At 65.9% G+C, this 23,163-nt stretch carries 23 protein-coding genes and 1 pseudogene; 6 read left to right on the top strand and 18 right to left on the bottom strand.

The window, feature by feature from the left end; all coding sequences use genetic code 11:
• Window positions 1-25 precede the first annotated feature (25 nt).
• The 4 genes from NFL01S_RS15965 to NFL01S_RS15950 all read right to left on the bottom strand — a co-directional run bounded on the left by NFL01S_RS15965 (window position 26) and on the right by NFL01S_RS15950 (window position 4,938).
• Window positions 26-1,186, bottom strand: a complete 1,161-nt coding sequence (locus NFL01S_RS15965; RefSeq protein WP_062976054.1) for an FAD-dependent oxidoreductase — start codon at window positions 1,184-1,186, stop codon at window positions 26-28.
• Between the two features lie 213 nt (window positions 1,187-1,399).
• On the bottom strand, window positions 1,400-3,304 hold the full coding sequence (locus NFL01S_RS36965; protein ID WP_245670718.1) for a serine/threonine-protein kinase: 1,905 nt from the start codon (window positions 3,302-3,304) through the stop codon (window positions 1,400-1,402).
• 50 nt (window positions 3,305-3,354) lie between these two features.
• On the bottom strand, window positions 3,355-3,612 hold the full coding sequence (locus NFL01S_RS15955; RefSeq protein WP_062976603.1) for a hypothetical protein: 258 nt from the start codon (window positions 3,610-3,612) through the stop codon (window positions 3,355-3,357).
• 9 nt (window positions 3,613-3,621) lie between these two features.
• Complete coding sequence (locus NFL01S_RS15950) at window positions 3,622-4,938, bottom strand: S8 family peptidase (protein ID WP_062976049.1); 1,317 nt, start codon at window positions 4,936-4,938, stop codon at window positions 3,622-3,624.
• 266 nt (window positions 4,939-5,204) lie between these two features.
• On the opposite strand from NFL01S_RS15950, the gene NFL01S_RS15945 reads away from it, so the two are divergent.
• Window positions 5,205-5,636, top strand: a complete 432-nt coding sequence (locus NFL01S_RS15945) for a hypothetical protein (protein WP_062976047.1) — start codon at window positions 5,205-5,207, stop codon at window positions 5,634-5,636.
• An 11-nt stretch (window positions 5,637-5,647) separates the two neighbouring features.
• Here NFL01S_RS15945 and NFL01S_RS15940 read toward each other — a convergent pair whose 3' ends face one another.
• On the bottom strand, window positions 5,648-6,946 hold the full coding sequence (locus NFL01S_RS15940; protein WP_218019621.1) for an AAA domain-containing protein: 1,299 nt from the start codon (window positions 6,944-6,946) through the stop codon (window positions 5,648-5,650).
• 47 nt (window positions 6,947-6,993) lie between these two features.
• Here NFL01S_RS15940 and NFL01S_RS37465 point away from each other — a divergent pair.
• Window positions 6,994-7,125, top strand: a pseudogene (locus NFL01S_RS37465) (helix-turn-helix domain-containing protein); the annotation flags it as partial.
• A 61-nt stretch (window positions 7,126-7,186) separates the two neighbouring features.
• Here NFL01S_RS37465 and NFL01S_RS15935 read toward each other — a convergent pair.
• The 3 genes from NFL01S_RS15935 to NFL01S_RS15925 form a co-directional block, all read right to left on the bottom strand.
• A complete protein-coding gene (locus NFL01S_RS15935) occupies window positions 7,187-8,665 on the bottom strand; it encodes a hypothetical protein (RefSeq protein ID WP_062976043.1) in 1,479 nt (492 codons plus the stop codon).
• A 235-nt stretch (window positions 8,666-8,900) separates the two neighbouring features.
• A complete protein-coding gene (locus NFL01S_RS15930) occupies window positions 8,901-9,998 on the bottom strand; it encodes a hypothetical protein (protein WP_062976041.1) in 1,098 nt (365 codons plus the stop codon).
• A gap of 1 nt (window position 9,999) precedes the next feature.
• Entirely contained in the window at window positions 10,000-10,782 is a 783-nt protein-coding gene (locus tag NFL01S_RS15925; protein WP_062976039.1) for a hypothetical protein, read from the bottom strand.
• 128 nt (window positions 10,783-10,910) lie between these two features.
• Between NFL01S_RS15925 and NFL01S_RS15920 the strand changes: the two genes are divergently transcribed.
• Window positions 10,911-12,083, top strand: coding sequence for an acyl-CoA dehydrogenase family protein (locus NFL01S_RS15920; RefSeq protein WP_062976037.1), 1,173 nt, complete (start codon window positions 10,911-10,913; stop codon window positions 12,081-12,083).
• 144 nt (window positions 12,084-12,227) lie between these two features.
• On the opposite strand, the gene NFL01S_RS15915 is transcribed toward NFL01S_RS15920, so the two are convergent.
• Window positions 12,228-13,463, bottom strand: a complete 1,236-nt coding sequence (locus NFL01S_RS15915; RefSeq protein WP_062976035.1) for a CaiB/BaiF CoA transferase family protein — start codon at window positions 13,461-13,463, stop codon at window positions 12,228-12,230.
• A gap of 112 nt (window positions 13,464-13,575) precedes the next feature.
• On the opposite strand from NFL01S_RS15915, the gene NFL01S_RS15910 reads away from it, so the two are divergent.
• On the top strand, window positions 13,576-13,851 hold the full coding sequence (locus NFL01S_RS15910; RefSeq protein WP_062976033.1) for a hypothetical protein: 276 nt from the start codon (window positions 13,576-13,578) through the stop codon (window positions 13,849-13,851).
• Window positions 13,852-15,133: 1,282 nt separating this feature from the next.
• Complete coding sequence (locus tag NFL01S_RS35495; protein ID WP_157116586.1) at window positions 15,134-15,328, top strand: hypothetical protein; 195 nt, start codon at window positions 15,134-15,136, stop codon at window positions 15,326-15,328.
• A gap of 740 nt (window positions 15,329-16,068) precedes the next feature.
• Here NFL01S_RS35495 and NFL01S_RS15905 read toward each other — a convergent pair.
• The 5 genes from NFL01S_RS15905 to NFL01S_RS15890 all read right to left on the bottom strand — a co-directional run bounded on the left by NFL01S_RS15905 (window position 16,069) and on the right by NFL01S_RS15890 (window position 19,566).
• Window positions 16,069-17,583 carry a phage major capsid protein gene (locus NFL01S_RS15905; protein WP_084492727.1) on the bottom strand — a complete coding sequence of 505 codons (1,515 nt, stop codon included), beginning with the start codon at window positions 17,581-17,583 and terminating at the stop codon, window positions 16,069-16,071.
• Window positions 17,580-18,212: an HK97 family phage prohead protease gene (locus NFL01S_RS15900; protein ID WP_062976029.1), complete on the bottom strand. Its 633-nt coding sequence runs from the start codon at window positions 18,210-18,212 to the stop codon at window positions 17,580-17,582. Before NFL01S_RS15900 ends, NFL01S_RS15905 begins: the two co-directional genes overlap by 4 nt.
• Window positions 18,213-18,419: 207 nt before the next feature.
• Window positions 18,420-18,764: an HNH endonuclease gene (locus NFL01S_RS35490; protein ID WP_157116584.1), complete on the bottom strand. Its 345-nt coding sequence runs from the start codon at window positions 18,762-18,764 to the stop codon at window positions 18,420-18,422.
• Complete coding sequence (locus NFL01S_RS15895; protein ID WP_062976027.1) at window positions 18,761-18,958, bottom strand: GNAT family protein; 198 nt, start codon at window positions 18,956-18,958, stop codon at window positions 18,761-18,763. Before NFL01S_RS15895 ends, NFL01S_RS35490 begins: the two co-directional genes overlap by 4 nt.
• Window positions 18,955-19,566: a hypothetical protein gene (locus tag NFL01S_RS15890; protein WP_062976025.1), complete on the bottom strand. Its 612-nt coding sequence runs from the start codon at window positions 19,564-19,566 to the stop codon at window positions 18,955-18,957. The genes NFL01S_RS15895 and NFL01S_RS15890 overlap by 4 nt, the downstream gene beginning before the upstream one ends.
• Window positions 19,567-19,663: 97 nt before the next feature.
• Between NFL01S_RS15890 and NFL01S_RS35485 the strand changes: the two genes are divergently transcribed.
• Window positions 19,664-19,885, top strand: coding sequence for a hypothetical protein (locus tag NFL01S_RS35485; RefSeq protein ID WP_157116582.1), 222 nt, complete (start codon window positions 19,664-19,666; stop codon window positions 19,883-19,885).
• On the opposite strand, the gene NFL01S_RS15885 is transcribed toward NFL01S_RS35485, so the two are convergent.
• The 4 genes from NFL01S_RS15885 to NFL01S_RS15880 form a co-directional block, all read right to left on the bottom strand.
• The gene (locus tag NFL01S_RS15885) at window positions 19,866-20,591 is read right to left on the bottom strand and encodes a hypothetical protein (protein ID WP_157116580.1); all 726 of its coding nucleotides are present in this window, start codon (window positions 20,589-20,591) and stop codon (window positions 19,866-19,868) included. The two genes, NFL01S_RS35485 and NFL01S_RS15885, sit on opposite strands and share 20 nt — an antisense overlap.
• A complete protein-coding gene (locus NFL01S_RS35480) occupies window positions 20,588-20,758 on the bottom strand; it encodes a hypothetical protein (protein ID WP_157116578.1) in 171 nt (56 codons plus the stop codon). The genes NFL01S_RS15885 and NFL01S_RS35480 overlap by 4 nt, the downstream gene beginning before the upstream one ends.
• Window positions 20,755-20,907 carry a hypothetical protein gene (locus NFL01S_RS35475; protein WP_157116576.1) on the bottom strand — a complete coding sequence of 51 codons (153 nt, stop codon included), beginning with the start codon at window positions 20,905-20,907 and terminating at the stop codon, window positions 20,755-20,757. Before NFL01S_RS35475 ends, NFL01S_RS35480 begins: the two co-directional genes overlap by 4 nt.
• A 666-nt stretch (window positions 20,908-21,573) precedes the next feature.
• On the bottom strand, window positions 21,574-22,989 hold the full coding sequence (locus tag NFL01S_RS15880; protein ID WP_062976021.1) for a recombinase family protein: 1,416 nt from the start codon (window positions 22,987-22,989) through the stop codon (window positions 21,574-21,576).
• Window positions 22,990-23,163: the final 174 nt, after the last annotated feature.

The raw sequence follows: 23,163 nt of genomic DNA, 5'->3' as shown, positions 1-23,163 counted from the left end.
AAGGAGCGGAGCCCTGCACGAGAACTCAGTTGGGCGGTTGCCAATTCAGCACGGGTGCCAAGCCGCGCAGCGCCGGGCCCGTGGGTGTCAACCGCATGATCGCATCGCGTATCGCCACCGCCGGCGCCCAGGACACCTGGAGCGCGGCTCCCATCCGGCGCGACAACCGCTGCAGTGGTTCGACCCGCGCCCGCCGGATCCGGTCGTATTCGGCGAGGGCGGACGGGATATCCCGGTGCCGGTCGAGCAGGGCCGCCACGGTGACCGCATCCTCGATGGCCAGATTCGCGCCCTGCCCCAGGTTCGGCGTCATGGCGTGGGCGGCATCCCCGAGCAGGGCGATAGGCCCTCGCACATAGCTGTCGAGCCGTGGCAGTTCGTAGATATCGTGCCGCAGCAGTGTCCCCTGATCGGTCGCGGCCAGCAGATCCGGGATCGGATCGTGCCAGTCGGCGAAACGGCGGCGGAGCTCGGCGAGTTCGCCGCCCGGGCTGTCGGTACCCGCGGGCATGGTGGCGGAGCCGTAGAAGTACACCCGGCCATCCCGCAGCGGGGCGATACCGAAACGGTCCCCGCGCCCGACGGTTTCGCCGCCGGAAGTTACGGGTGTGCGGGGCCGGACGATCGACCGCCAGGCGGTGTAACCCGCGTATTCCGGTGGCGCGGCATCGGGCCAGTGCAGTGCCCGGACAGTGCTGTTGATGCCGTCGGCGCCGAGCGCCAGATCCGCCTCGGAAGTACCGAGACTGTGCCGGACCCGGACACCGCTGCCGGTGCCATCTACCGCGTCCACCGTGGCACCGAGCCGGAGCGAGTCGTCTCCGAGCGCCCCGCGCAGGATCTCGAACAGGTCGGTCCGGTGGATCATCACCAGATCGCCGTAGCGGTCGCGGACTCCGGAGACGTCTGTCCGTGCCAGCCATCGGCCGGCCGGATCTCGCATCCCTGCTTCGGTGGCCGACAGCGCCTGTTCCCGGACGGCCGGGCCGACGCCGACCGTATCGAGACCACGTAAACCGTTGGGCCACAGACTCAACCCGGATCCCGCCGATCCCACCTCGGTGGCCTTTTCGAGGACCTCTACCTGCCAGCCGCGCCGCCGCAGTGCGACAGCCACGGTGAGTCCGGCGATACCTGCCCCGACCACGACCGCCCGCCGCTGCTGTCCGCTGGATTCGCCGGTCATCCCCACCTCCCGTATCGGGCACCGTTGCCCGTCCTGGCTCGATTATGGCGCGGGCGCAGCGGGTGAGTGCTGTGTGATTCGACTCGTTTCGAGGCGCCGCGGAGCATGCGTGGTTCGGCCAGACCGTAGACCGGAAACCAGTGCGCGGACATCGCCGGGGTCGGCGTGGCGGAGTACCGGGTCGTGAGCGTGTCCGAAATCCTGGCCCCGGAGTCAGCGGGATTCGGCTGCGGTGGACGGGGGCGCGGTGATGCGGTCGGTGGATGAGGCCGGGGCGGGTTGCCGGCCGGTTCCGTTGGTGGGTGGGGTGGTGGTGCCCTCCGTGACTCCGGTGGTAGGCGAAGGGGTGGCGGTATCGACCGCAGTCCCGGTGGACGAGGAAGCGGTGGTTTCCGTAGCGGATCCGCCCGAGGGGGAGATAGCGATGCCGTCTGTCGGCCCGACGGCAGACGAGGTCGCGATGGTGCTGCCGGTGGCGTCGGCGCTGCCGTCTTCCGCTACTTCCTCGCCTTCTTCTTCGGTTGTGGTCACCGTGGTTTCCGGAGTCGTCGTCTCCGGCGCGGTCGTGGTCGGCGTGGTTGTTTCCGGAGTTGTGGTTTCGGATTCGGTGGGTTCGGTGGTTGTGGTGGTGACCGGGGGTGGCGGGGTCGTGGTGACCGGTGGTGGTGGCGGTGGCGCACTGGGGTGTGGTTCGGGTTCGGTCCACACCGGCGGCGGGGGATCCGCGACGGGCCCACCGGGCGCCACCGGCGTGACCGGCGCCGATTCCGTGACCGAAACCGGCGGCGCGAGGACGGGCGGCGGTCCAGACGGCACCGGACCAGGTGTGGAGGGGGCCGGCCGGCGGATGGTCGTACTCAATGCCGGGGGAGCCTTATCGGGGGTTTCGGTGACGAGTGTGCTGTTGTCCCGGGTGAGGGCCAGCGCCGATGTCCCGGCGACGGCGAGCGCCAGCACGGACATCACGATAATCGCCCGCCACGGTGGCCGCGGAGTCGGAGCGGCGACCGGCGTGGATTCCGGAGCCGCAACCGGAGTGGGGTCCGAAAACGCGATCGGGGTGGGGTCCGGAGTAGTGATCGGGGTGGGGTCCGGCGTAGTGATCGGAGCCGGGTTGGCCGTCGGCACCGGGGTCGGTTCCGCGGGGCTTACCGGCGTGCCAGGGGGAGAAGTACGTGGGTCTCGAGTTGCCGAATCCGGGGTGGCCGGATCCGATGCCGGTGCCGGGGTGGCGGGAACCGGTGCGGCGGCGGGAACTGGTGACTCTTCCGTCGGTGGTTCCCATAGCGCTGCCCGGGCGGCGGCTGCCAGTGCACCGGCCGTTTCGTAGCGGTCTCTGGGATATTTGGCCATCCCCTTGGCGATCACGGCATCGAACGGTCGCGGCACACCGGCGTTCGACGGTAGCGGTGGCTCGTCGTTGAGGTGCGCGGCGATCTGCCGTTGCATGCTCTCGCCGCGGTAGGGCTTGGCCCCCACCAGGCATTCGTAGAGCACACAGGCCAGCGAGTACACATCCGAACGAGTGTCGGATTCGTCATCCGCGAGCCGTTCCGGAGCCATGTAGGCGAAGGTGCCGATCACGGCGCCCGTGGTGGTGACTGTGGTGTCCTCGTCGCTGCGGGCGATCCCGAAGTCGATCAGATACGCGAAACCATTGGAAGTGACCAGGATATTGGACGGTTTCACATCCCGGTGCACGAGACCTTCGGCATGCGCCGCATCCAGCGCCGCGGCGATCTGGGCGATCACCTCCACCGCTTCGCCGGGTTCCAGCCGGTCCCGCTCCGCGAGCAGTTCCGCCAGGTTGGGTGCCTGCACCAGGCGCATATCCAGGTACAGGCGGCCGTCGATCTCGCCGAAATCGTGGATCGGCACGATATGCGGTTCCGCCAGTCGCGCCGCGACCTGTGCTTCCCGCTGGAAACGTTTGCGATACACCGCGTCGTGGGCGAACTCGCGTGCGAGGACCTTCACCGCCACCAGTCGGTCGGTTCCGGTGTCGTAGGCGCGGTGTACTTCCCCCATGGCTCCGGCCCCGAGTAGATCGAGCAGCCGGTAGCGACCGAACGGTGTTCCTTCCACGAGCAACGGATACCACATCCTGTGACCGGTCACAGCACCCCATATGTTCGGGGACAGCCCGTGAAAATCGGTGAAATAGCTGGTTATTCGGGGTTTTTCGGTCGATCCGCGGGTTCGTCGGGGGTGCTGGATCCGACAGGAGGATCGGCGAATACCCGCGCTGCCGAACCTGTCAGCCGGGCGGCGGCCGCAGCTCCGACGCGCAACGCGAAACGACCGGCGTCGGGGTCGACCGCGATGAGCCCGTATTCGCGGTCGACCTCGTCCTCGGCGAGACCCAGCGCCTGCAATGCATCGGCCAGCACCGAGCCCGGTGGCAGTTCGACGGTCAGCAGCGGCATCAATCCAGATTACGCCCGGGCGGCCGCCTTCTGGAGTTCGGCGAGCAGAGCGCGGGGTTCGGCGATGCCGTATCCGTGATCGTGATCGAAACCCGCGCCACCCCGGTCGGCTGCGGTGCTGTGCAGCAGTTCGCGCAGCCGGGCCGGCGGGATCTGTGTGGCCGGCCATTTCGTCCGGAATGCCGCGACCACCCCGGCCAGCACCGGGCACGCCGCGGAGGTCCCGGTATCAGGCGCATCCGCGCCGAAGGCGGTGGAACCGAGGAAATGGGTGTAGGAGCAGATATCGGGTTTGCGGTCGGCCAGTCGGCCGGGCCCCTGCGACGAATACCCCACCCGCTGACCGCCGGTATCCACACCGGCCACGGATAGGACATTCGGATGTGAATTCGCCCCGGTGATCGGGCGCTCGGGGTAGGCGCAGCGCCCGTCCGGGCAGTCCCGGCCGCAGTTACCGGCGGCGAAGAGGATATCGGCGCCCGCCGCGTCCAGGGATCCGACGATGACATTGAACGGGTGATCGGGATTGTCTGAATAGTTGCCCGGGTCGCCGACCGGGAAATCCCATTGCGGTGAGAACGCGCCCCAGCTGTTGCTGATCACCAGAGCGCGACGGTCCTCCGGCTGCTGGGTGAGCACGGTGCGCAGATGCGCGAAGGCAGCCAGGGCATCGGAGAGCAGACCGTCCATCTCACTGCCGCCGGTCCGGGAACTCTGCAGCAGCGGGATATCGAGGAAGGTCGCGCGCGGGGCCGCGATGAGCGCGTCGAACGCGCACATGGTGCCGTGCCCCACGGCGAATTCACCGGCCTTACCGGTTACTCCCGCCGGATTCCAGCTGCGCGCGGTATCGATCGCGATCTCGCCGCCGGCCGCCTCCCGGACCTTCTCCGCGTCGATCCCGGAATCGAGCACAGCCACCGCTACACCCTCGCCCGTGAGCCCGGCCGCGGTGAGTTCCGCGCGACCCAGCAGTTCGGCCACCTTGTTCCAGTCACCCACCGCGCCGTCGTCACCGCAGGTGAGTACCGGTTCGATCACCGGATCCGCGAAAACCCCGGCCACACCCGCGGCAGCGGCGAGCGCGTCGCGGGCGGCTCGGTCACCGTCGGGAATCTCCCCGCGCACGAGGTACGAGCCGGTTGCCTGCTGCGCCGTATCGCCCGCCGCCCGCGCGCCCGGCGGCAGGGCCACCGGGGAGAAACCGGAGTCCGGAGCGAATCCCGGGAGTTCGCCGGTGAGATCGGTGGCGGATATCCCGGACACCGAACCGGTTGCGGCGGAAAGTTGTTCGGGGGCGGGGCGAAGCTCGATCACGACTCGCATGCCCGCAATGGTGCCTTGCCACCGCGGTCATGGCAATCGGAGCGCAACCCCTTCCGGTGGCCGACGCCGAACCGGGTGGGCGGCGAGCCCTGCAGCCGCTGCTGGTGGACCGTGCTCGTCGGTCCGCCTACCGTGTAGGCACGGGCGGCGCAATCAGGGGTATCGCGGGGCCCGGCCGATCGTGCCGCGGGCCTGTCGCAGGGCGGCTACTGCCGCGGAACGTCGAAGGTGCGAACTGCCGGGCTACGCGTCAGGAGAGATATTCCATGAGAATCCGCTCTGTCACAGCCGGTTTCGTTCTGGTTGTCGCCGCGCTGTGCGGTGCCTCCGCGTCCGCGGGCGCCCAGGATGATCCGTGGATTCCCCGGAATGTGGTGCCGCCGGGGGAGTACCTGGTGATCGCTCCACCACAGGGCCCCATCCCGACCACTTTCTCGGGCACACCACTACAGAACTGCCGCGTGTACGCCTTCGAAGACCGGGTATCGGTGGACCTGGTATGCGCTGGGCACCGTTTCGCCGGCCGGCAGGCCCCGCACGGCCCGAACGAGAGCTACCTGACCTTCGGTGCGTCACCACTCGGCCTGGCACTGACTCCGCAGGCAACAACGGGGTATTGGATGGGGAGCGTGACCATAGCGAACACCTCGACCCCGGTGTATCCCGCCGGCTTCTGGATCCGCCCGCTGCCGCTGTAGCCGAACCGTTGTCAGTGCGCCGGGATCCGGTGGGAGGCCAAGCGGCTGAGCACGGCCTGGTTGGCCTCCCAGCCGTCGGGAAACTTCACCGGCACACCCAGATAGACGGGTTCGGCGGACGGGTGTGCGTCCAGGAGTTCGTCGATTCCGCGGCGGCCGACGACGATGCAGGCGTGTCGATGCCGGGATGCCAGCACGCACAGCCGTCCGGCCTCGAGGTGGAACGCGCCGGCGTCGCGGCGGCCCGAAAGTGGATGCAGGATGACTGTGACATCGTATTCGCGGCCTTGCAGCCGGTTCGCCGTATCGACCGTGACCTCCGCGGCGATCGTCGGAGCCAGCGCGTCCCGCACCGCCTGAGCTTGATCACGGTGTGCGGTGCCGACGGCGATCCGGGACGCGTCGATCTCCCGGGTGCCCTGTTCGGAATGGGCGATACCCCCGCGTTCCAGCAACCGGCAGGTGAGGTCGGCGATGGCGGCCACCGCTTCGGCGTCGGTGCGCAGGGTGTGCCGGGCGGGTAGTTCGTAGTAGGCCCAGCCGTGGGCCGCGGCCTCGTCGAGTACCTCGTCCACCGGGCCCCGCAACCCGCGGGTGCCGAATTCCATCCGCCGCTGTTCCGGCCGGGTTCCGGCCTGGAACGGGGCGAACGGGTAGAAAGCGGCGGAGACCACCGACGCCGCCGAGGGCGGTAGCCGCCACGACACCGGCAGTGTGTGCACGGGGATACCGTCGTTGTGGTTGAGCATCACCGCGACCGCACTCATGGTCGGATCCCAGGACAGGCCCGCCCAGCGGTCGGAATCGACCGTGGCGAAAGGGTCGAGCTGACCGGGATCTCCCACGAACAGTCCACGGTCGAACCGGTTCGCGATACGCAGCAACATATCCGAGCGCATCTGATATGCCTCGTCGACGATCGCGTACGACCAGCGGCCCTCGTCCAGCGTGGCCCATTTCGCGGCCGTGCCGATCACGATCGCGCAGCGCTCCAGGTCGGCCGGACGGTTGGCGACATCCACGTTCTCGCGGTCGATCCGGGCACTGGGCCGGTAGTCGCCGGCCGACAGGCGCCCGATCCGCAGTCCGGGATCGGCGGTGGCGAGGCGATCGATGAGGTCGTCGACCTGTTCGTTGGTCTGCGCGACGATCATCCGCTGTTCGTCGTCGGCGGCCGCCAGCTGCCGCGCCGCGCGCACCACCAGCGTGGACTTCCCCGCGCCGGGCGGTGAATCGACGACCAGCGCGCGATGCGCGGTGTTGTCGAGATCGGTGAGGATCGCGCCGATCACCGCGTCGGCTGTACTCACCGGATGCTCGCCAGGAAGCCCCATCCTTCAGGGCGGGGAGAAATGGCGTGCACAGCAGGTGCCGCGTTCTTACACATATTGCGCTCTCCTGTGAATCGGTGATCGTGCGGACCGCGTACAAGGTTCGGGCCTACCCGGACGCCGAGCAGACAATGCTGGTGCGTCGCACGTTCGGTTGCGTGCGCCTGGTGGGGAACTGTCCGCGAGGGGGGAGCCCGGTCCTTCGGGGCCGGGAGGCTGTCAAGACCATTCCTCCTGGTGTTCGGCTGCCGGATCGGGCGGGGGTCCACCGTGCGTCCAGGGGGTTTCCTCCCGCGGCGGGAGTTTGGCGGGCGGCCCACCGAATCCGCTGGGGGAGAAGCGCGCGAAACCGATCGGATCGCCCTCTTCGGGCACACTGCCCACGGCCGGGTTCTTACCCTGACCCATACCGCTCACCAGCTCCAGCTGGACCACATCGTCGGAGACCGCGACCACTTCGGCTTTCTGCGCGGGCCGGTCGATCCGGAACAGGGTTTCGCCGACGCGGCCGCGGAACGGATCGGTGGTGTGCACCCAGACGTAGGGCCGCGGGACCTCCCGCGATTTCGGTTTCGCCCGCCGCTCCGGCTCGCACTCGGCAACTGTGCCCTGGAATGCTTCGCCGGCGAGCCGGTACTCGATCAGTACCCGCGGATCGTCGAACGCTCGTTGCGCCTGGAAAGTGTCGAGGGCCTGTTCCTGTTTGAGCAGCCGCCGGGTCGCCGAGACGGCGGAGTCGCGCCGGGCCTGTGGATAGCCCTCCGGAATATCGGAGACGAACCAGGAGAACGCCGACCGGTCGTCGGTCCAGCGCCGGTCCACGCTCGCGCCCTCGGGCAGTTCGCGCAGCAGCTCCACCGCCCGCCACATCAGCCGCCAGGTGGGTTCCAGCTGACCCCGCAACGCCTGTTCGAGTCGTTCGGTGGCAATGACTTTCGCCCATTCGTGTTCCGCGCCGTCGTAGGCGGCGATCAGCGGCGCCAATTCCTCGTTGTCGAATCCGGGGTCGGTGGCGGGACCGGCGGGTGGTGAGGTGAGCGGGTCCTCGGCGAGGGCGGCGGCTTGTGCGCCGGTGAGCCCGGCGGGCGGGTCGATCCAGCCGAGCAGGGCGGCCAGATTCGCATCCTCGAGCGCGGACTGGCCCGACGCCCAGTGTGCGGTGAGCACCGAGGTCATGGCCAGGCACACACTGGATCCCGGGAAATCCGAGCGGTCGCCGAACCAGGTGAGCCAGCGTCCCAGCAGTGGCAGCGATTCCGCGACGGCGTTCTCGCCCTCGGTGCGATGGAACCGCACCGAGCGCCCCAGCAGCCGCAGAAACTGCACACCACCGAGATTGGGCACCAGCAGCTGCGGGGCGTCCAGGTAACGCAGATAGGTTTCGCCGGTCGATTTGACCGTCAGTTCCTCGGCGTTTTCGCAGAACGCCGAAATATAGGGCAGCACACGGTCGGCCAGCTGCTCGATGAATCGCAGGCGCAGAATCCGGTCGCGCGGTTGCGCCACGAGCAGCACGGTCGAATCCTCCGGCGCGGTCCCGAGCATCACCGCCAGCGGCGCGGCGGCCTCACCGGCCAACCGCAGCGGAACGAGCACCAGCGGCCGGTCCGCGAGGTGGTAATGCCGCCGGGCGGCAATGGGTTCGGCGCGGCCCGTCCGTGCCGCGGTCGCCTTGGCCAGCGCGCTCAGCACGCTCATGTTGCCGCCTCCGCACCCAACTTGCTCATGCCGAGGCTGATGCGGACGAGCAGGTGCTGCGCTGCCGCCACCCGCTCTGACCGGGCCAGGCTGCGCCCGATGTGCATGCGCGAGGGCCATGCCGGATTACGCTGTGTTGCCGCCCCCGGGCCAGACCCGATCGTGCTGTGCCGGATGAGGCCGAGCGGGGGCCCTGCGTGGTTACACGGCGCTCCCGTCGCCGGACCTGACCCGCTCATCCCGCGACCTCGAGTCGCAAGGTTTGCGCCTGGCGCAGCATCTCCGCGATATCGGCGTGCTCCGGAGCGGGTTCGAGAGTGCCTTCGGCGAGCGCCAGTACGGTGTCGAGGTTGTCGATCCCGCCGAGATCGTCACAGACCCCGCGGCCCAGCGTATCCACCGACCCCTGCGCCCGGGCCTCGGCGCGGCAGGCGAATGCGAGTTCACAGCTGGACATACATTCCGGCGCGTACCGGGACGGAATCGCCGAAACGGTATCCGAGAGCCCTTCACCCGGTGTGAACGAGGCGCCGGCGGGCACCAGATCCAGGAGGGAATCGATGGAGGTGAGCCGTGACAGCTGCCGTCCGATCACCGCGAGCTGTTTACGCAGATCCAGTTTCGCGGCGACCGGGCGGTTCGTGAAATCCCGCGCGGCCACCAGGATCGATTCGTGCGCCACATCGTCGGGCGAATACCCGAGCTCGCGCAGTAGTTCCCGCATCGCCAGCACGTACACCGCCGACTGCCTGGCCGCGGAGGCGACCTGCGCGGGGTCGGCCTGGCCGTCCACGATCGCGAACGATTTGATCTCCACGACGTAGAACTTCCCGCCGATCTGCAGGGCCACCACATCGGGTTCCAGATAGGCGGTGGCGCCCGCGATCTCCAGACGCAGCATCGGATGGTCGAACAGGGTGCCCTGCCCTGAACTGAGCGCTTGGCCCAGTAGCTGTTTCGTGCGCTGGTAGCGGATGGAGTTGGTGGCGTTGTCGCCGACGGTCGCCAGATCGTGGTAGCCGACTTCCGGAATGCTCAGCCCCAGTTCCTCGCGTAACAGCCGGAGCAGTTCGGCGCAGCCGTGCGATTTCACCATCGCCTCGAACGAGTTACCGCGGGTGATCGCGAACGGCGACTGGCCGAAGTGCGGTGGAAAACCCAATTCGCGGGCGATCACGGTTTTGTCCACTGCCGCGGCGTCGAGCAGCGCCCGGCGCGCGCATCCCGGATTCGCGGTGAGCGCCGCTATGGTCCGGGCATTGTGCCGGCTGGTGGGGGCTGCACCGCGCAGCTCGTCCAGGCGGTTGGTCAGGGATTTGTGCGCAAGCGTCATCTCAGGCCTCGTTCCTTCGCCGTCCGGCCACGGTCAGCCGTGTGCCGAACAATTGCGCCGCGGGATCCGCCAGTTGCCGCTGTGCCCGCTCCGCGGCGTCGGCCCGCTGCTGTATGTCGTCTTCTCTGTGCACCTCGAGTTCGCGTTCCGCGGCCGCAAGCACCACATCCGGGTCGATCACGCCCCCGTCGGTGGCGCCCGGGATGGAAACCGCCAGCTGCCACAGCACCCGCTGTCCCGCAGCGGTATCGCCGTGATCGGCCAGATGCCGGGCCAGCCGGGTCGCGGCGGTGAGCAGATCCACCCGCGGACTCAGCGGCCCGACCATACGTTGCGCGGCCGGCCAGGTGCTCACCGCCAGCAGTCCGCGGGCAGGGGCCAGCAGATCCGTGGTGAGGGCCGCGCAGATGTAGTACGGGCGGGCGTACGGGGCCGCGCGGAACGACCGCTCCTCGTCCCGGCGCAGGCTGGTGAGCCGGGCCGCGACGAGATCCCCCGAGAAGAACGCCTCGTGCACCGCCAGCACGAGTTTCGGGGCGGCCGGCACCGACAGCAGGGTGAGCGCGCGGTGCACATGTTCGCGTACCGGCACCGCGCCGGAGTGCTGCCGGGGTGGTTCGGCGGGGGCGGGGGTTCCGAGAACTGCCGCGTCCCATTCCGCTTCGGCGGTGCGTAATTCGGCGCGCAACCGACGTGCCGCCGTCCGGTCACCGGAACCGGCGGCGCGGCGCACCTGGGTGCGCAGCTCGGCTATGCGCTGTTCCAGCGCCTCGGCGGTGGGCATGGGGAGAATCTAGGGTGCGATTCCAGGGAAGTCCAGTAAATGCCAGTATTTACCGCGGTATGTCGGTCGAAGTCCCGGTTTCCGGAAGCTGCCCACTCCATACTTTTGGGTATGTTACGGTCGCGATCATGGTTGCGGCCGAGCCGGACAGCACTCCCGGAATCACCCAGAACTTCGTCGACACGCTGGCCGAAAGGGCGCAGGCCGCAGAACAATTGCGGCGCCTGCCGGAGCAGACCCTCGCCGATGCGGTGGCCTCCGGTTTCCTCGAATATCTCGTACCGAAACGATTCGGCGGCCGCGAGGAGAAATTCCCCACCATCCTCGACCCGATCCGCCGGATGGCGCACGGCTGCGTCTCCAGCGCCTGGACCCTGGGCTTCTACACTCTGCACAACTGGCTGCTGGCCCTGTTCCCCGAACAAGCCCAAGTCGAGGCGTACGGTAGCGGTCCGTTCCTGTGCCCCGCTCCGCTCGCGCCGACCGGCCGCGGAATCCCTGCCGACGGCGGTATCACCCTGTCCGGCCGCTGGTCCTGGGCCACCGGTGTCATGGGCGGGAACTGGATCATGGTCGGCGCACTGTGCGGCCCCGACGACGGCCTCTACCCGGCGCTGGCCCTGCTGCCCGCCACCGACATCACGATCGACGACGTATGGCATACCGAAGGTATGCGCGCCACCGGCTCCAACGATGTCGTGATCCGGGGCGCGCACGTCGGTGATCACCGGCTGGTCCGCTCGATCGATATCAACAGCGGATCGGCCCCCGGTGCCACCGTGCACGACGCCACGACCTACCGCTGGCCCCTGGTTCCCGCCCTGGCCCTCGCCGCCTCGATGCCCGCCCTCGGGGCCGCCGAACGAGCCACCGATATCTACGCCGACCGCCTCGAAGGCCGCATCCTCCTGTACGAAGGCGGTGCCCGTCAGCAGGACAAACCCCTGGCTCAGGCGCACCTCGGCCACGCACGGGTGCGGTTGCGCGCGTTGCGTGGCCTGCTCGACGATACGGTCGCCGAAATCGAATCCCTACTCGACGCCGGCGCTCCCGTCCAGGTTCCGGTCCGCGCCCAGGCCCGCCTCGCCGCCGCCTATATCGTCCGCGAATCCCGTACGATCATCGCCGACCTCCTGCACGCCTCCGGCGCGAGCGTCCACTTCACCGACCACCCGATGCAACGCCTGAAACGCGATGTGGACGTACTGAGCGGTCACGTGGTCTTCGACTACGACACCACCCGCGAACTCGCCGGCGTGACCGCTCTCGGCCTGAAAGCCCCTCGCACCGCCCTCCTCTGACAGGCCCGCAGCGGTTCCGCGGACGCAAGTTCGTTCGCGCGGCCGGCCGGGTCACGGGGCCAGGGATCGCATCGATTCGGTCACCGAGGCAAGTGCCATCAGGCGGACGGAATCGATATCGGACCCGACTTCGCCTGCTGCTGGTCAGAGAATGCCCTGCGCCCGCAGCGCCGAAAGATCCGCGGCGGTTCTTCCGAGCAATTCGCCGTAGACCTCCTCATTGTGCTGACCCGGCCGCGCCGAACCCGCGTTGCGAATAGTCCCCGGCGTCGCGGACAAGACAGGAATCACACCCGGCCCCTTCACGTTCCGGTCGATCCGCTCGTCGTAGTGGTCGGCGATCATGCCGCGTGCGGTGAGTTGCGGGTCGGTGACCACCTCGGCGACCGTATTGATCGGGCCGCTGATCACGCCCGCGTCGTTCAGCAGATCGATGATCTCCTGGGGCTGCCGCTGCACCGCCCACTCGCCGATGATCTTGTCGAGTTCGTCCTGGTTACGACCCCGTGCCGTATGGCCGACGAAACGTTCGTCGGTCGCGAGTTCCGGATGCCCCATGGCCGCGCAGAGACGGCGGAACACCGTGTCCTGGTTGGCGGCGATCACCACCCAGCTGCCGTCGGCGGTGCGGTAGATATTCGACGGGGCGATCCCTTCCAGCCGGGTGCCGGAGGGGCCGCGGACCACACCGCCGACATCGTAGTCGGGGATGGTGGATTCCTGGACGGCCAGGCAGGCCTCGGTGAGGGCGGCGTCGACGATCTGGCCCTCGCCCGTGACCGTCCGGCGATACAGCGCCGCCAGGGCGCCCTGGGCGGCGAACATCCCGGCGAGACTGTCGCCGAGGGACAGCGCCAGGCGTGGGGGCGGACCGCCGGGGAAACCGTTCATATGGCGCAGGCCGCTCGTGGCCTCGGCGACCGAGGCATATCCGGCTTTCTGCGCGTCCGGGCCGGTCTGCCCGTAACCGGACACTCGCACCAGAATGATGCCGCGGTTGCGCTCCCGCAGCACCTCATAACCGAGACCCCACCGTTCCAGCGTCCCCGGCCGCAGGTTCTCCACGATGATGTCGGATTTCTCCGCCAGCTCGAGGAACAGATCGCGACCGGCGTCCTCGCGCAGGTTCAGCGTGACGGCTTTCTTGTTCCGGGCGTGCACGGTCCAGAAGAAATGGTGGCCGTCGAGTTCGGCCTGGCCCCAGGTGCGTAGCGGGTCGGGGGCGTCCGGCGGTTCGAGCTTGATCACCTCGGCGCCCATATCGCCGAGCAGCCGCCCGGCGAACGGTCCGGAGATGAGGGTGCCGATCTCGAGTACGCGGATACCGTCCAGTGCACCGGTTGTCGCGGGGGTCGCATAGGGGGTCGTTTCCTCTGCCATGACAACAGCCTATCGTCGTCCGGCCGGAAAGAGACCTTGCCCGCCGATTGACCGTGCTTTGACCTGCGGTTTTGCTTGAATTTGACCGGCCACCCGGCGCACACTCGAGGGTATGACCACACCAGACGAACGACTCCGCCCGGCCGTCGATGATGTTGAGGATGAGCTACTCGCGGGCATCGGCGATATCGGCCGGGCGGAGTCGGGCAGGCCGGGGCCAAAAACGGAGATCGGTCCAGATCTGAACCAGACCAGCGCGGCCCGCTCCCACTCACAACTGCTGGCTGTCGAGGCCCTCGAGTGTGCGCGGCTGGCCGACGAGCGGGGTGCGGCTGAGACTGCGGATCGGATGCACAGGTGGGCTCGCGTACTGCAATCGAGGGTTTGATAGAGGGGGAAGCCTAGACTCCGGCAGTCTAGGGTTCTGAGTCCGGTTACCGCCCGCCGGGAGAACTCGACGATCTCGGATGTTTTCATCTGAAGTTCGCTGCCCCTGCCGGTCCTCCGCCTCACCTGCGAAAAGCACTTCTGCTTCCAAAGACACAGAAGTGAAAACCATCGACATCCCGGCTCCCAGCAAGCGCGTTCCTACCGCCGTGGGGGCTGTGTTCGGTCGGTGATGCTCTCACCTCGGAAACTATTTTCCGAAGTTCGCTGCCCCTGCCGGTCCTCCGTGAACGCCTCGCCATCTGACGACTTCTCGCCACTTCTTGGCCGCCCGCCCCCGGTGTCATACGTGAACGCCCAGACCAGCGCGGCCCGCTCCTCGGTTTCTTTCGATCCCGATTTGGATTTGCCGTAGTTTGGCTAGGCGGCCGAGGGATAGAGGGGGACCACCTAAACAGCTGTCTGGGGAAATTTTTGGTCTTCAGGGGGAGAAGTAGTCTCACGTGCGTCAGAAGCAGATACCCCACCTGACCTGCGGTTTTACACCCCCCCATGCCGTGGCCGCGCGCGAAAATCGTCATCCGTGCAGGTCGCGCGGTGTGCCACTGGTCCGACCGAGATCGCCTGAGTCCTACGCCACTTGCTTTCTGTGATCGATTCGTGCTGGTCCTTGTGACACCGCGCAACCGAAAAGTGCTGTTGACCAGGCATTATTGATGGTGTCAGGTTGAAATGCCAAGGAGGCCAGCGATGTTAGTCCAGATGCTCGTGAGGGACTGGGTACATGGTGCGTTCGAATCACCGCGTCGTGGGCAGTACAGCACGGGCGCGAAGGTGGCCGCAGGGCTGATCGGCGCGGCAGGCTTCGTCATCGCAGGCTTGCTCAATCCTGTCGAAGAACCTTATTCGGTTCGAGAAGATCCAAAAGTTTGTGCAGTAAAAGACGATTCAGTGTGCACAGAGGCAGCAGCGCATACGGCACGGGCAGAGGGATGGGTGGGCGCCTGCTGGGGGGACACCTATCAGCATGGGGCAACGGACATCACTGTGAGGTTCTATGCAGGCGCACAAGGGGATCGCAGCACGCTGTGCAGGTAGTAGCAGGACCAACCAAGGAAGGCAAGGCAATGGGTATCAGACAGGCAGCAGCGGCAGTGGTAGGCGGTATGGCGTTGGGGGGTGCGATAGTCCTGGGTGGTGCTCCCGATGCTTCTGCCGCGCCCCCCAATTGCTCCTACACCGGGGCCTCGGAGTGCGCGTGGTCCTCGAGTAAGGCTGAGAATGTGGAGCGCGAATCGAACGTACCGCTGCATTGCTGGGGCTTGCTCGACTCGGCTCGGCGCGTGACGGTGTACTACGAACTATCGGGGCCTACGGGCGATCCTACCAGCCGTACCAAGCATGCGCGCTGCACGGATGATGGGCAGTTCACCGAGCAGGAAAAAGCGGCCATGCGTGCGCGTGCACTGGACAAGTAGTAGCCAGACACAGAGAAGCCCCACAGACCGGCCTAGATGACAAGCTGTGGGGCTTTCTGCTGTGTCCGATGCACCTGGGCAGATCATGCATCGGGAACGTCTCAGGGGCGGCGTATGGCCTTGAGTTGCGACCGGCGCCGACGAACTGCTACCCGTGATGCTCGCCTGGGTGGGGCCTGTGCTGCGACCTCGCGGGCGATCAAGGTTTCCAGCAGGGTCGCGGCTGCGGTATTTCCGGCGCGGGTGGCCAATGCGTGCAGATGCCTCAGACGGGCGATCCCGTGTCGCATGCGCATGTTGTCGATCCTGTTCGATGTGGGGTGATCCTTGCTCCCGCGTCCGCTCGTCTCGAGGTGGAATCCACGCGAAGGGCCTCGGCAAAGCTTCCCCGATATGCCGGTCGGGTGGCGCGGGAGCAAGGGTCGTGAGCAAGGGTTACAAAGAGGGCGTTGCGATTGGCCTCGGGATACGCTGCCCGGCTCCGAATCGCGCCCGTCCCCTGCTCAGGTCTGTTGGGTGAGGTTCCGGCCGGGTGGCGAGGAAAGGGGATGAACGGCCCCGCCCGCGAACGGGCAACCACCCGGCCGGACCTCGATGCCGCGCGCTACAGGTCCCGCAACGAACTGTGCTGCACGGCAAGTCTCTGCTATGGAGTTGTGAGGCCGGTGGTGGCGGGTGCCAGGACAAGCAACGTTGACACTTGGCGTTGCTTCGTCTAATCCGCCACCACCGGGGTCATATCAGGCTTCGCCTTCGCCTTCGCCTTCGCCTTCGCCTTCGCCTTCGCCTTCGCCGGGGGCATCCTCGACGGACAGCACGCGGAAGGCATTCGGTACCAGTACGTCCGAACCAACTCGCTGGAATAGAGCGAAACCGCGCTGGCCCAACGGATTGCCCGAGGAGTTCATCACATGAGGCACGAGCTCGACAGCAGCCACCGCGTGACGCACGTACAGGAACTGCTTCAGATCGCCCAGGATCAGCGGCGTTTCGGTCTGATCGGCGAAGTGACTCACTCGTGCGAGGTCGCGGTCCAGCAGCTTGCCGGTGCGGAGTTCGGGGAACGCATGAGCATCGACTTCGGAGGCGGTGACCCGGCGTAGGGTGTTGAACGCCTTGTTCGAACCGATGAACCTAGTGGTGCCCGAACCCGACCAGCGCGGTGCGAGAGCGTCTTCCAGCGCGTACGGGCCTGCCTCATCCAGCGCGCCGGGCACGAGGATCTGCGGGTGTTCGTCATCGGCAGCGGCAAGCAGGCTCGGAAGCAGACCGAACGGCTCACCTTCGCCGGTACCCACTGCCAGGCTGTGGGAGAGCAGGTCGTTCGCGGACTCGCGGATCATGTCCTGGATCTGTCGCAGGAAGCTCGAGGCCGAATCCTGTTCCAGCTCTAGCGACCAACGCACCCAAGTCGTGATCTTGTGAAGCGGGATGTTGTGCGGCAAAAACTCAGGATCACCGGGCTCGAACGCCGTCAGCTCGGGCTTGTAGTACGACACCGCCCCGTCGCTGCTGGCGTAGTTGGCACTGGAGGTGTTGATCACTTCGGTGCGCGCGAGGCCGAGCAGGTCATTCTGGTGGGAATCGCTGCTCAGCACCACATTCGGGTTGAGGTGAGTAGGCACCAGTGCGCCGCCCTGACCGGGAGTTGCTATCGCCATGCTCGCCCGAGTTTCGTCCATCAACGCACCGGCGGCACGCCACGCCTCGGACTCCGCCGGGGTGAATCGGCTTGCACCGGTGAGGGGATCGCGCACCATCCGGGCGAAAGCATCAGCGTAAGCGTCGCTCGAGGTGACGGCCAGCATACGAGCCGAGAAGCTGCGACCGGCCGGAGGGCCTACATTGAGCAAGCTCTCCGCGCGTTCGGCCTCTTCGGCGGTGAGCAGCTTCGCTTTGTGCTGGTGGTCGATGGCGCGCTGTGCTGACGTGCGGGTCGGATCGGCATCGGCTTTCGGACCGGTGCTAAAGCCATAGTTCGCAGTCCGCCCGGCACCATCACCACTCTCGGTGAACATACGAGCGCCGGAACCTACCGCGCGCAGTTTCTCGATATTGGCCTCGGCCTCGGTGAGTGCAGACTGGGCGAGTTCGATGTTCTCGGCGAGTCCGGCGAATTTGTCGGAGTCTTCGGGGGTGAGGTTGTCGCCGTCCGCGCGGCTGATGAGGTCCTGAGCTTCGGCGCGCATGGTGTTCACGGCGTGGCGGAGTTCCTGGACGGACCAGGGGCGCGGGCGTGAAGGGTCGTACATCATTTGGTTCTAGTCCTTAGGCTGAGCCGAAGCAGTTTTGATCTGGCCTCGGCTACGGAAATGGTTGTCGTCGTATCGCGAACACCAACATGCGTTTTCGAGTAAGCCGGAATCGGGACCAATGAGATTTCCCGTAGGCGAACAGATGTCAGAATTCTGTCCACCAGAACATCCGGGTTACGCAGATTTCGCCATATCGCATCACCGTGCAAGCGCTCGCCGTCCAGCATCCAAACCTCGTCCAATACCTGAAATCCTATGGATGCTTGCAGAACTCCGGCTTCGGCGGCTTCTCGGACATCCTCGCGAGATCGGAATATGTACCCGTCTACCTCGAGACCTTCCGGGCCTTCCGCGAGCGCTTCGTACTTGCCTACGGGAACCGAGCGGGTGTCGTGGCCGAACAGCATCGGAATCCGCTCGGGTGCCTGATCTCGGAGTGTCCGCTTGAATGCGCCGCGCTGGATACGTTCTCGAAATTTGCCGTACCCGTCGTTGATGATCTCTGGACTGTCGAACGGTGCTACGACCCCGAAGAGTCTGCGGCCGTGGTGTTCGTCGTGGATATCAGCGGATCGGAGTTCGAGTGGTGCGCTGGTGATGGTGCGTTCGCGATATTTGGTTACTGCCATGGTGATTGCCTCCCTGTTGTCGATAGGGATTTCATCTCCGGTGGGTCAGTGACCTCTTGGCGACGATGGTGTCAATTTCACTTGACGGCCTATCGAACCTATCCCCTTTATACCCCATGGGGGTGTCTTGCGGCAGTCGAATTTCACTCGCCGAATGGGCAATGGCGAAACATAAAACGGATCGCACCTTCTCGGCGAACAGCGGTGTCATGACGGGCACGGCCCCCAATGACGGGATACGTTGATCTTCAACTCTCCGCCACAATCCGGGCAGGTACGCTTGCGCTTGGGCTTCTGCTGTGGAGTCGAACCACTCGCCCCGCGATACAAATTGCACTGCCGGTGCGCGGATTTGCAATTAGCCGGGTCGTAGAAGAGTTCCGGATGGGTGGCCCACGGTTTCAGGTGATCAAGCGTCCAGCCCCTGGGATCGTTGCCGGATAGCCCCAGGTCGATCGCTTCGCCGCAGACATGGCAGACATTCGGGAGTCGGACTCGCATACGCTCGCGAAAAACCTGGTATTCGTAGGTGTGGCGCGGGTTCTCGCTCATTTCGGGTTCTCCTGAAGCTGGTGGACCAATCGGCCGTCGCGCCAAACTGGTTTGACCATGCCTATTTCGATGAGCCGGGCCAGGGCAGCGCGGGCCTCGGGTGTGTGGGTCGGGACGAATGTTTCTCCACCGCATCGGGATATATGGTCGACGATCGCGTCCATGGTGGCGGCGGTGGGTTTTCGGGTGGTCATCCGAAGATGATGTCTTCCGCGTCGGTGTCCTCAGGCCCGGTGTAGGTGTAGGGCTTTTGGAGCACTTGCAGTTTGGCACCGCGCGGGCCGATTTCCTCGGTGACGCAGCCCATTTCCTGAAGCTGGTGCAGCGCGCCCCGGATGTCCACCGCCCGGCCTGGCACGTTGTCTTCGATCCTCTTGCTGCTGATGCCCGCGCGGTCGGGGTCGTTCTCCTGGAGCCAATTGCTGATCTCGATCATCTTTGCGATCAGCCGCTGTTCACCCTTGGGAATGCCGTTGTCCAAATCGGGCAGTAGGGCTTCCTCGCGAGCTTCCCTGAGAGCGTAGAGCGTTCGATTCCCCTTCGCCCATGAAACCAGCCGGTCATCATTCGCCAATTCCCACAGTGCCGCGCGGATATTGGAGCAATAGCTAGTACCGTCGACCGTCAGCGCGCCTTCGATGACGCCAGCCGGAATTCCCCGGCCTTCGGGGTCGTGCCGTTCGATGTACGCGATGACGCCTAGTTTCAGGGCTTCTACTCGCAGCGCCGCAAGGTGGGACTCATACCGCACCTGGTCGGCGATCTCGCGGACGATACCTTCTGGGGTGTCTGTGTCTGTCATGTGTGAAACCTTCTGTGTCGGAATGGGAATGTCGTTTGTACGGCGTATACTGATCTCATCTACTGCCCAGTAGTTCTGAACGGTCGGAGGTAGCTCGATGTCCGAAAATCCCTTACTGAGCGTGACAGTTCCCGATGGTCTTTTCATCGAATCCGGCTACGGCAGCATCCGGCACGTCCACGCCTATTACGGGCACCCCGGCGGACACGGATACCGTTCGGAACACGAATTGTCCTACGGCCGGGGTGGTCACGGTCTCATCAAACTACCGGGGCAATCGCTAGATCAGGCCATTCGAACTATGGACGATAGCCTGTAAGCGCGCTCGCCCGGCGGTTTCGAAGCTTGGATGCCATGCCTTCGGCGTCCTCGAAAGTCGAGCGGACCTTGAAGCCGAAACCGCCGGGAATGTCCTTGAATTCGGTAGCTGCGGTGCCACCGATCCCGCTGGCCTCGCCAGCAAGCCATTCGGCGAGTTCTTCCGCCATCCCGTACAGCTTGGCATTCTCGCCCTTGCCGTAGGCTCGATAATGCTTGTCGCTCAGTCCGACAGACACCCAATCGCTCTTCATGGCCTTGATTTCGAGTGCGTCCCAAGCGTTCTCGTAGGTGGCCGGCCGATCCGCGTTAGTCTGCGCGGCAGCGGGTTTGGCCTTCCTTCGCACTTCCCAGCACCACGGCAGAGTCTCCTCGGTGCACTTCTTGTGGCTGCGCTTGTGTTGGTGCCAGTGAAACGCTTCCCGCTCGGCGGCCGTCTTCTGCCCGGTCCAATCGAGCTGCCACTCATCGTTTCCGAGATGTTCGATGAATCCGCACTCTTCGATGATCCGGAGCGCGCGGGCGGTGTCCTTGAGGCTCGTAGCCCGGCGTATATCGGACCTGGTCAACCTGCCGTCGGAGCCGTAACTTCCCTTGTCGGCGGAGTATCTCAGCAGTTCGACATACAACGCGAACGCCGCCCTGTTCCGCCCCTCGAATAGTCCCGAGGCGAGCACGTGCGGCGGTATTACTGGGTTGTAGCTCATCGGTCGCTCAGGGCCTGGTCGATGGCGTCGTACAGCTGCTCGAGCTCTTCGCGGTTGACCAGCAGTTTGGGTGCGCGGGAGCTGGCGATGGTGAACAACTCACCGCCCGGATGGTTCGGTGGGCGGCGGGGTACGACAATGAACTGATCGTTGATGTAGGTGCTCATGAGACGTACGCCTCGATTTCGGTGATGCGCTCGCGGATGTGGGTGTCGTGGTTCTCGGCCGCGTAGCGAACCAATGCGCGCCACATGCGGGCTTCGCGGCTGACCCTTCGATGCCACTTGGCTTTGTAGTCGGGATCCGATGAGGGCATTGATTGGTCCTTCCCCTTGGGTTCTGTGAATGTTTCTCCCTGCCAACACTTCCACCCGGTACCGATATCTTGAATCCTTCCGGCGACCAGGCGGGTTGTCATTACCTCGGCTAACTATCTCTGATTTTGGGGTCCTGAGAGCCTCTATGAGTGTTTGGGGGTGTCCAGGTACCCGGGAAGGGCTTTTCGCAGCCTCAGATCGCCACACAGGGCCAGCACGGCACGTTCTGGTGCGCGGCTCGGGCTGGCAGATTCTTGGAGCGCGGTTTTTATTTGGGTGCGCCGCCTCCTGCCGGGCCCGCCCGTCGTTCGTTGCGGGCACCGTCCCGCAGACGAAGTGACGGGCGAGAGCCCCCTAACCCCGTAAACCCCCTATGTGTAGACATAGGGTTTCGGGCTTCTACTTATAGTGATGGTCGCGCACCCAGATTTCGGCCTGTTTCCGCAGGTGAGACCTGGTTTTTCAAGATCACGACAAACTCCCATCATGGGCTCATCATTGGCCCCATCATGGGGGGCGATTTTGCAAAACCGCAGGTCAGGGCGTCGCGTGACCTCCTCCCAACAGCCGGGACGAGGTGGGGCGGAGGTGGAAATTGCCCCGGCCGATGGACGTTGACATTAAGTTGTCAAGACTGTTCTGGGGTAGGTGATCCCGTGGTGAGCTCATCCCAGCCGGGACACCACGCGCACCGACTCCGGATCGAACGGTAAGCGTCCCCGGCGGCTCGGCAAGATGGTCACCTCGACACTCAACCGAACCAACTGCCGACGCTCGTCCAGGTCCATCCCGCGCCACGCCGCCTCGAGGTCCATACCGAGTACCGCCAGCGCCGGATGAATCAACCCGGACCGCGCCGCCTGTTCCTTGGCCTCTATCTGGGGTTCCAGTTGGGCGCGCGCGTCGGACAGGTCGGTAGCCGGAAGCCTGCCCGCGATGACCTCGGCCTTGATGCTGTCGAGCCGCGCCTGTAGCTGTCGTGCCTCGCCCATGAGTCGCGCATACGTCCCGTCGTCGTCCGGCATCTTGTACCCGATGAGCTCACCGGTTTCCTCGTCCTCCTCCTCTTCTAGCTCTAGCGCCAGGTTCGCCCGCCAGTTCCGCAGCACCCGGACCACCTCCCGCCGAACCCATTCGTCGACCTCGGCCTGTTTGCGCTGCACGTGACCGAGTACGCACCGATACCGCTCGTCCTTGACCCGCACCGGCCCGCCGCACTTGCCGCACACCCCGATGCCGCTGAGTAGGTGCTTCGCCCGGTTCTGTCGGCCGTTGTGGACGCGCCCCGGATCGGCGAACAATGCCTTGAGCCGCTCGTGTTCGTCTTCCGTCAGGATCGGCGGCCAGACACCCCGCACATCGGCAATGCGCCCCCGATAAATCCGCAGACCCGCGAGTGCCGGACGGGTGATGAAACGGCGCAATCCGGTGGCTTCCCATGGCCGACCGCTGTGGGTGATGCCGCGCGCGTTGAGGTCTTTCACGACGGCGTAGCAAGTCTGCCCGGATAGCAAGCGCTCGGCGATCTCTCGGACCACCGGGGCGTGTTCGGGGTGGAGTTCCCATGTGCGCGCGCCCGTCTCGGAGAACACCGTTCTATATCCATAGGGCAACGCTCCGTTCGGCCTTCCGAGATTGAGGCTGGTCTGAGCGCCCCGCTTGCTGCGCTTCTGGATACGGTCGGCTTCCTGTTCGGCTTGCAGCGCCCCCAGCCCCAACATGAAACGGTCGTCGCTGTCGCGCATGTCGTAGGTCCGGCCATCTACACAGATCGGCGAACCCAGCGCCCGGCACTTGTCGCGCAGTTCGGCGAATTCTCCCAACTTCCTGGTCGCCCGGCTCGGCTCGCGGATCACGACGATATCGCCCGGCCGCAGGTCTGCCAGCAAGCGCGCGTACTCGGGCCGGGGCTTCTTGCCGTACGCACTCGCCGACACCGACCGGTCTATGTACTCGCCTGCGATGGTCCACCCGCGCTGCTGGCATATGCGGCGGCCGTCCTCTACCTGCGCGGCGGTACTGAGCCCTTCCTTGGTGAGGTCGCGCGAAACCCTGCTGTAAATCCGTGCCGATGCGCTCATCGTGTGTTCATCTCCGCTGGTCGGGCCCCTATTTCAGGCTACGGCCCTCTAACCTGCCTCGGCAGTCGCGGAGTCCATCATTGCATTATCTCCCGTCTCGGTGCGGTGCGGTGCGGTGCGGTGCGGTGCGGTGCGGTGCGGTGCGGTGCGGTGCGGTGCGGTGCGGTGCGGTGC

Origin of the sequence: Nocardia flavorosea NBRC 108225, from assembly GCF_001613385.1 — a bacterium.
Lineage (GTDB): Bacteria > Actinomycetota > Actinomycetes > Mycobacteriales > Mycobacteriaceae > Nocardia > Nocardia flavorosea.
This window is presented reverse-complemented; position numbering and strand designations above follow the sequence as displayed.

Bases quoted from the DNA above. Each gene is read 5' to 3' on its own strand.
- NFL01S_RS15965 (WP_062976054.1), bottom strand. From the start codon at position 1,186: ATGACCGGCGAATCCAGCGGACAGCAGCGGCGGGCGGTCGTGGTCGGG.
- NFL01S_RS15955 (WP_062976603.1), bottom strand. From the start codon at position 3,612: ATGCCGCTGCTGACCGTCGAACTGCCACCGGGCTCGGTGCTGGCCGAT.
- NFL01S_RS15950 (WP_062976049.1), bottom strand. From the start codon at position 4,938: ATGCGAGTCGTGATCGAGCTTCGCCCCGCCCCCGAACAACTTTCCGCC.
- NFL01S_RS15945 (WP_062976047.1), top strand. From the start codon at position 5,205: ATGAGAATCCGCTCTGTCACAGCCGGTTTCGTTCTGGTTGTCGCCGCG.
- NFL01S_RS15935 (WP_062976043.1), bottom strand. From the start codon at position 8,665: ATGAGCGTGCTGAGCGCGCTGGCCAAGGCGACCGCGGCACGGACGGGC.
- NFL01S_RS15930 (WP_062976041.1), bottom strand. From the start codon at position 9,998: ATGACGCTTGCGCACAAATCCCTGACCAACCGCCTGGACGAGCTGCGC.
- NFL01S_RS15925 (WP_062976039.1), bottom strand. From the start codon at position 10,782: ATGCCCACCGCCGAGGCGCTGGAACAGCGCATAGCCGAGCTGCGCACC.
- NFL01S_RS15920 (WP_062976037.1), top strand. From the start codon at position 10,911: ATGGTTGCGGCCGAGCCGGACAGCACTCCCGGAATCACCCAGAACTTC.
- NFL01S_RS15915 (WP_062976035.1), bottom strand. From the start codon at position 13,463: ATGGCAGAGGAAACGACCCCCTATGCGACCCCCGCGACAACCGGTGCA.
- NFL01S_RS15910 (WP_062976033.1), top strand. From the start codon at position 13,576: ATGACCACACCAGACGAACGACTCCGCCCGGCCGTCGATGATGTTGAG.
- NFL01S_RS15905 (WP_084492727.1), bottom strand. From the start codon at position 17,583: ATGATGTACGACCCTTCACGCCCGCGCCCCTGGTCCGTCCAGGAACTC.
- NFL01S_RS15900 (WP_062976029.1), bottom strand. From the start codon at position 18,212: ATGGCAGTAACCAAATATCGCGAACGCACCATCACCAGCGCACCACTC.
- NFL01S_RS35490 (WP_157116584.1), bottom strand. From the start codon at position 18,764: ATGAGCGAGAACCCGCGCCACACCTACGAATACCAGGTTTTTCGCGAG.
- NFL01S_RS15895 (WP_062976027.1), bottom strand. From the start codon at position 18,958: ATGACCACCCGAAAACCCACCGCCGCCACCATGGACGCGATCGTCGAC.
- NFL01S_RS15890 (WP_062976025.1), bottom strand. From the start codon at position 19,566: ATGACAGACACAGACACCCCAGAAGGTATCGTCCGCGAGATCGCCGAC.
- NFL01S_RS35485 (WP_157116582.1), top strand. From the start codon at position 19,664: ATGTCCGAAAATCCCTTACTGAGCGTGACAGTTCCCGATGGTCTTTTC.
- NFL01S_RS15885 (WP_157116580.1), bottom strand. From the start codon at position 20,591: ATGAGCTACAACCCAGTAATACCGCCGCACGTGCTCGCCTCGGGACTA.
- NFL01S_RS35480 (WP_157116578.1), bottom strand. From the start codon at position 20,758: ATGAGCACCTACATCAACGATCAGTTCATTGTCGTACCCCGCCGCCCA.
- NFL01S_RS35475 (WP_157116576.1), bottom strand. From the start codon at position 20,907: ATGCCCTCATCGGATCCCGACTACAAAGCCAAGTGGCATCGAAGGGTC.
- NFL01S_RS15880 (WP_062976021.1), bottom strand. From the start codon at position 22,989: ATGAGCGCATCGGCACGGATTTACAGCAGGGTTTCGCGCGACCTCACC.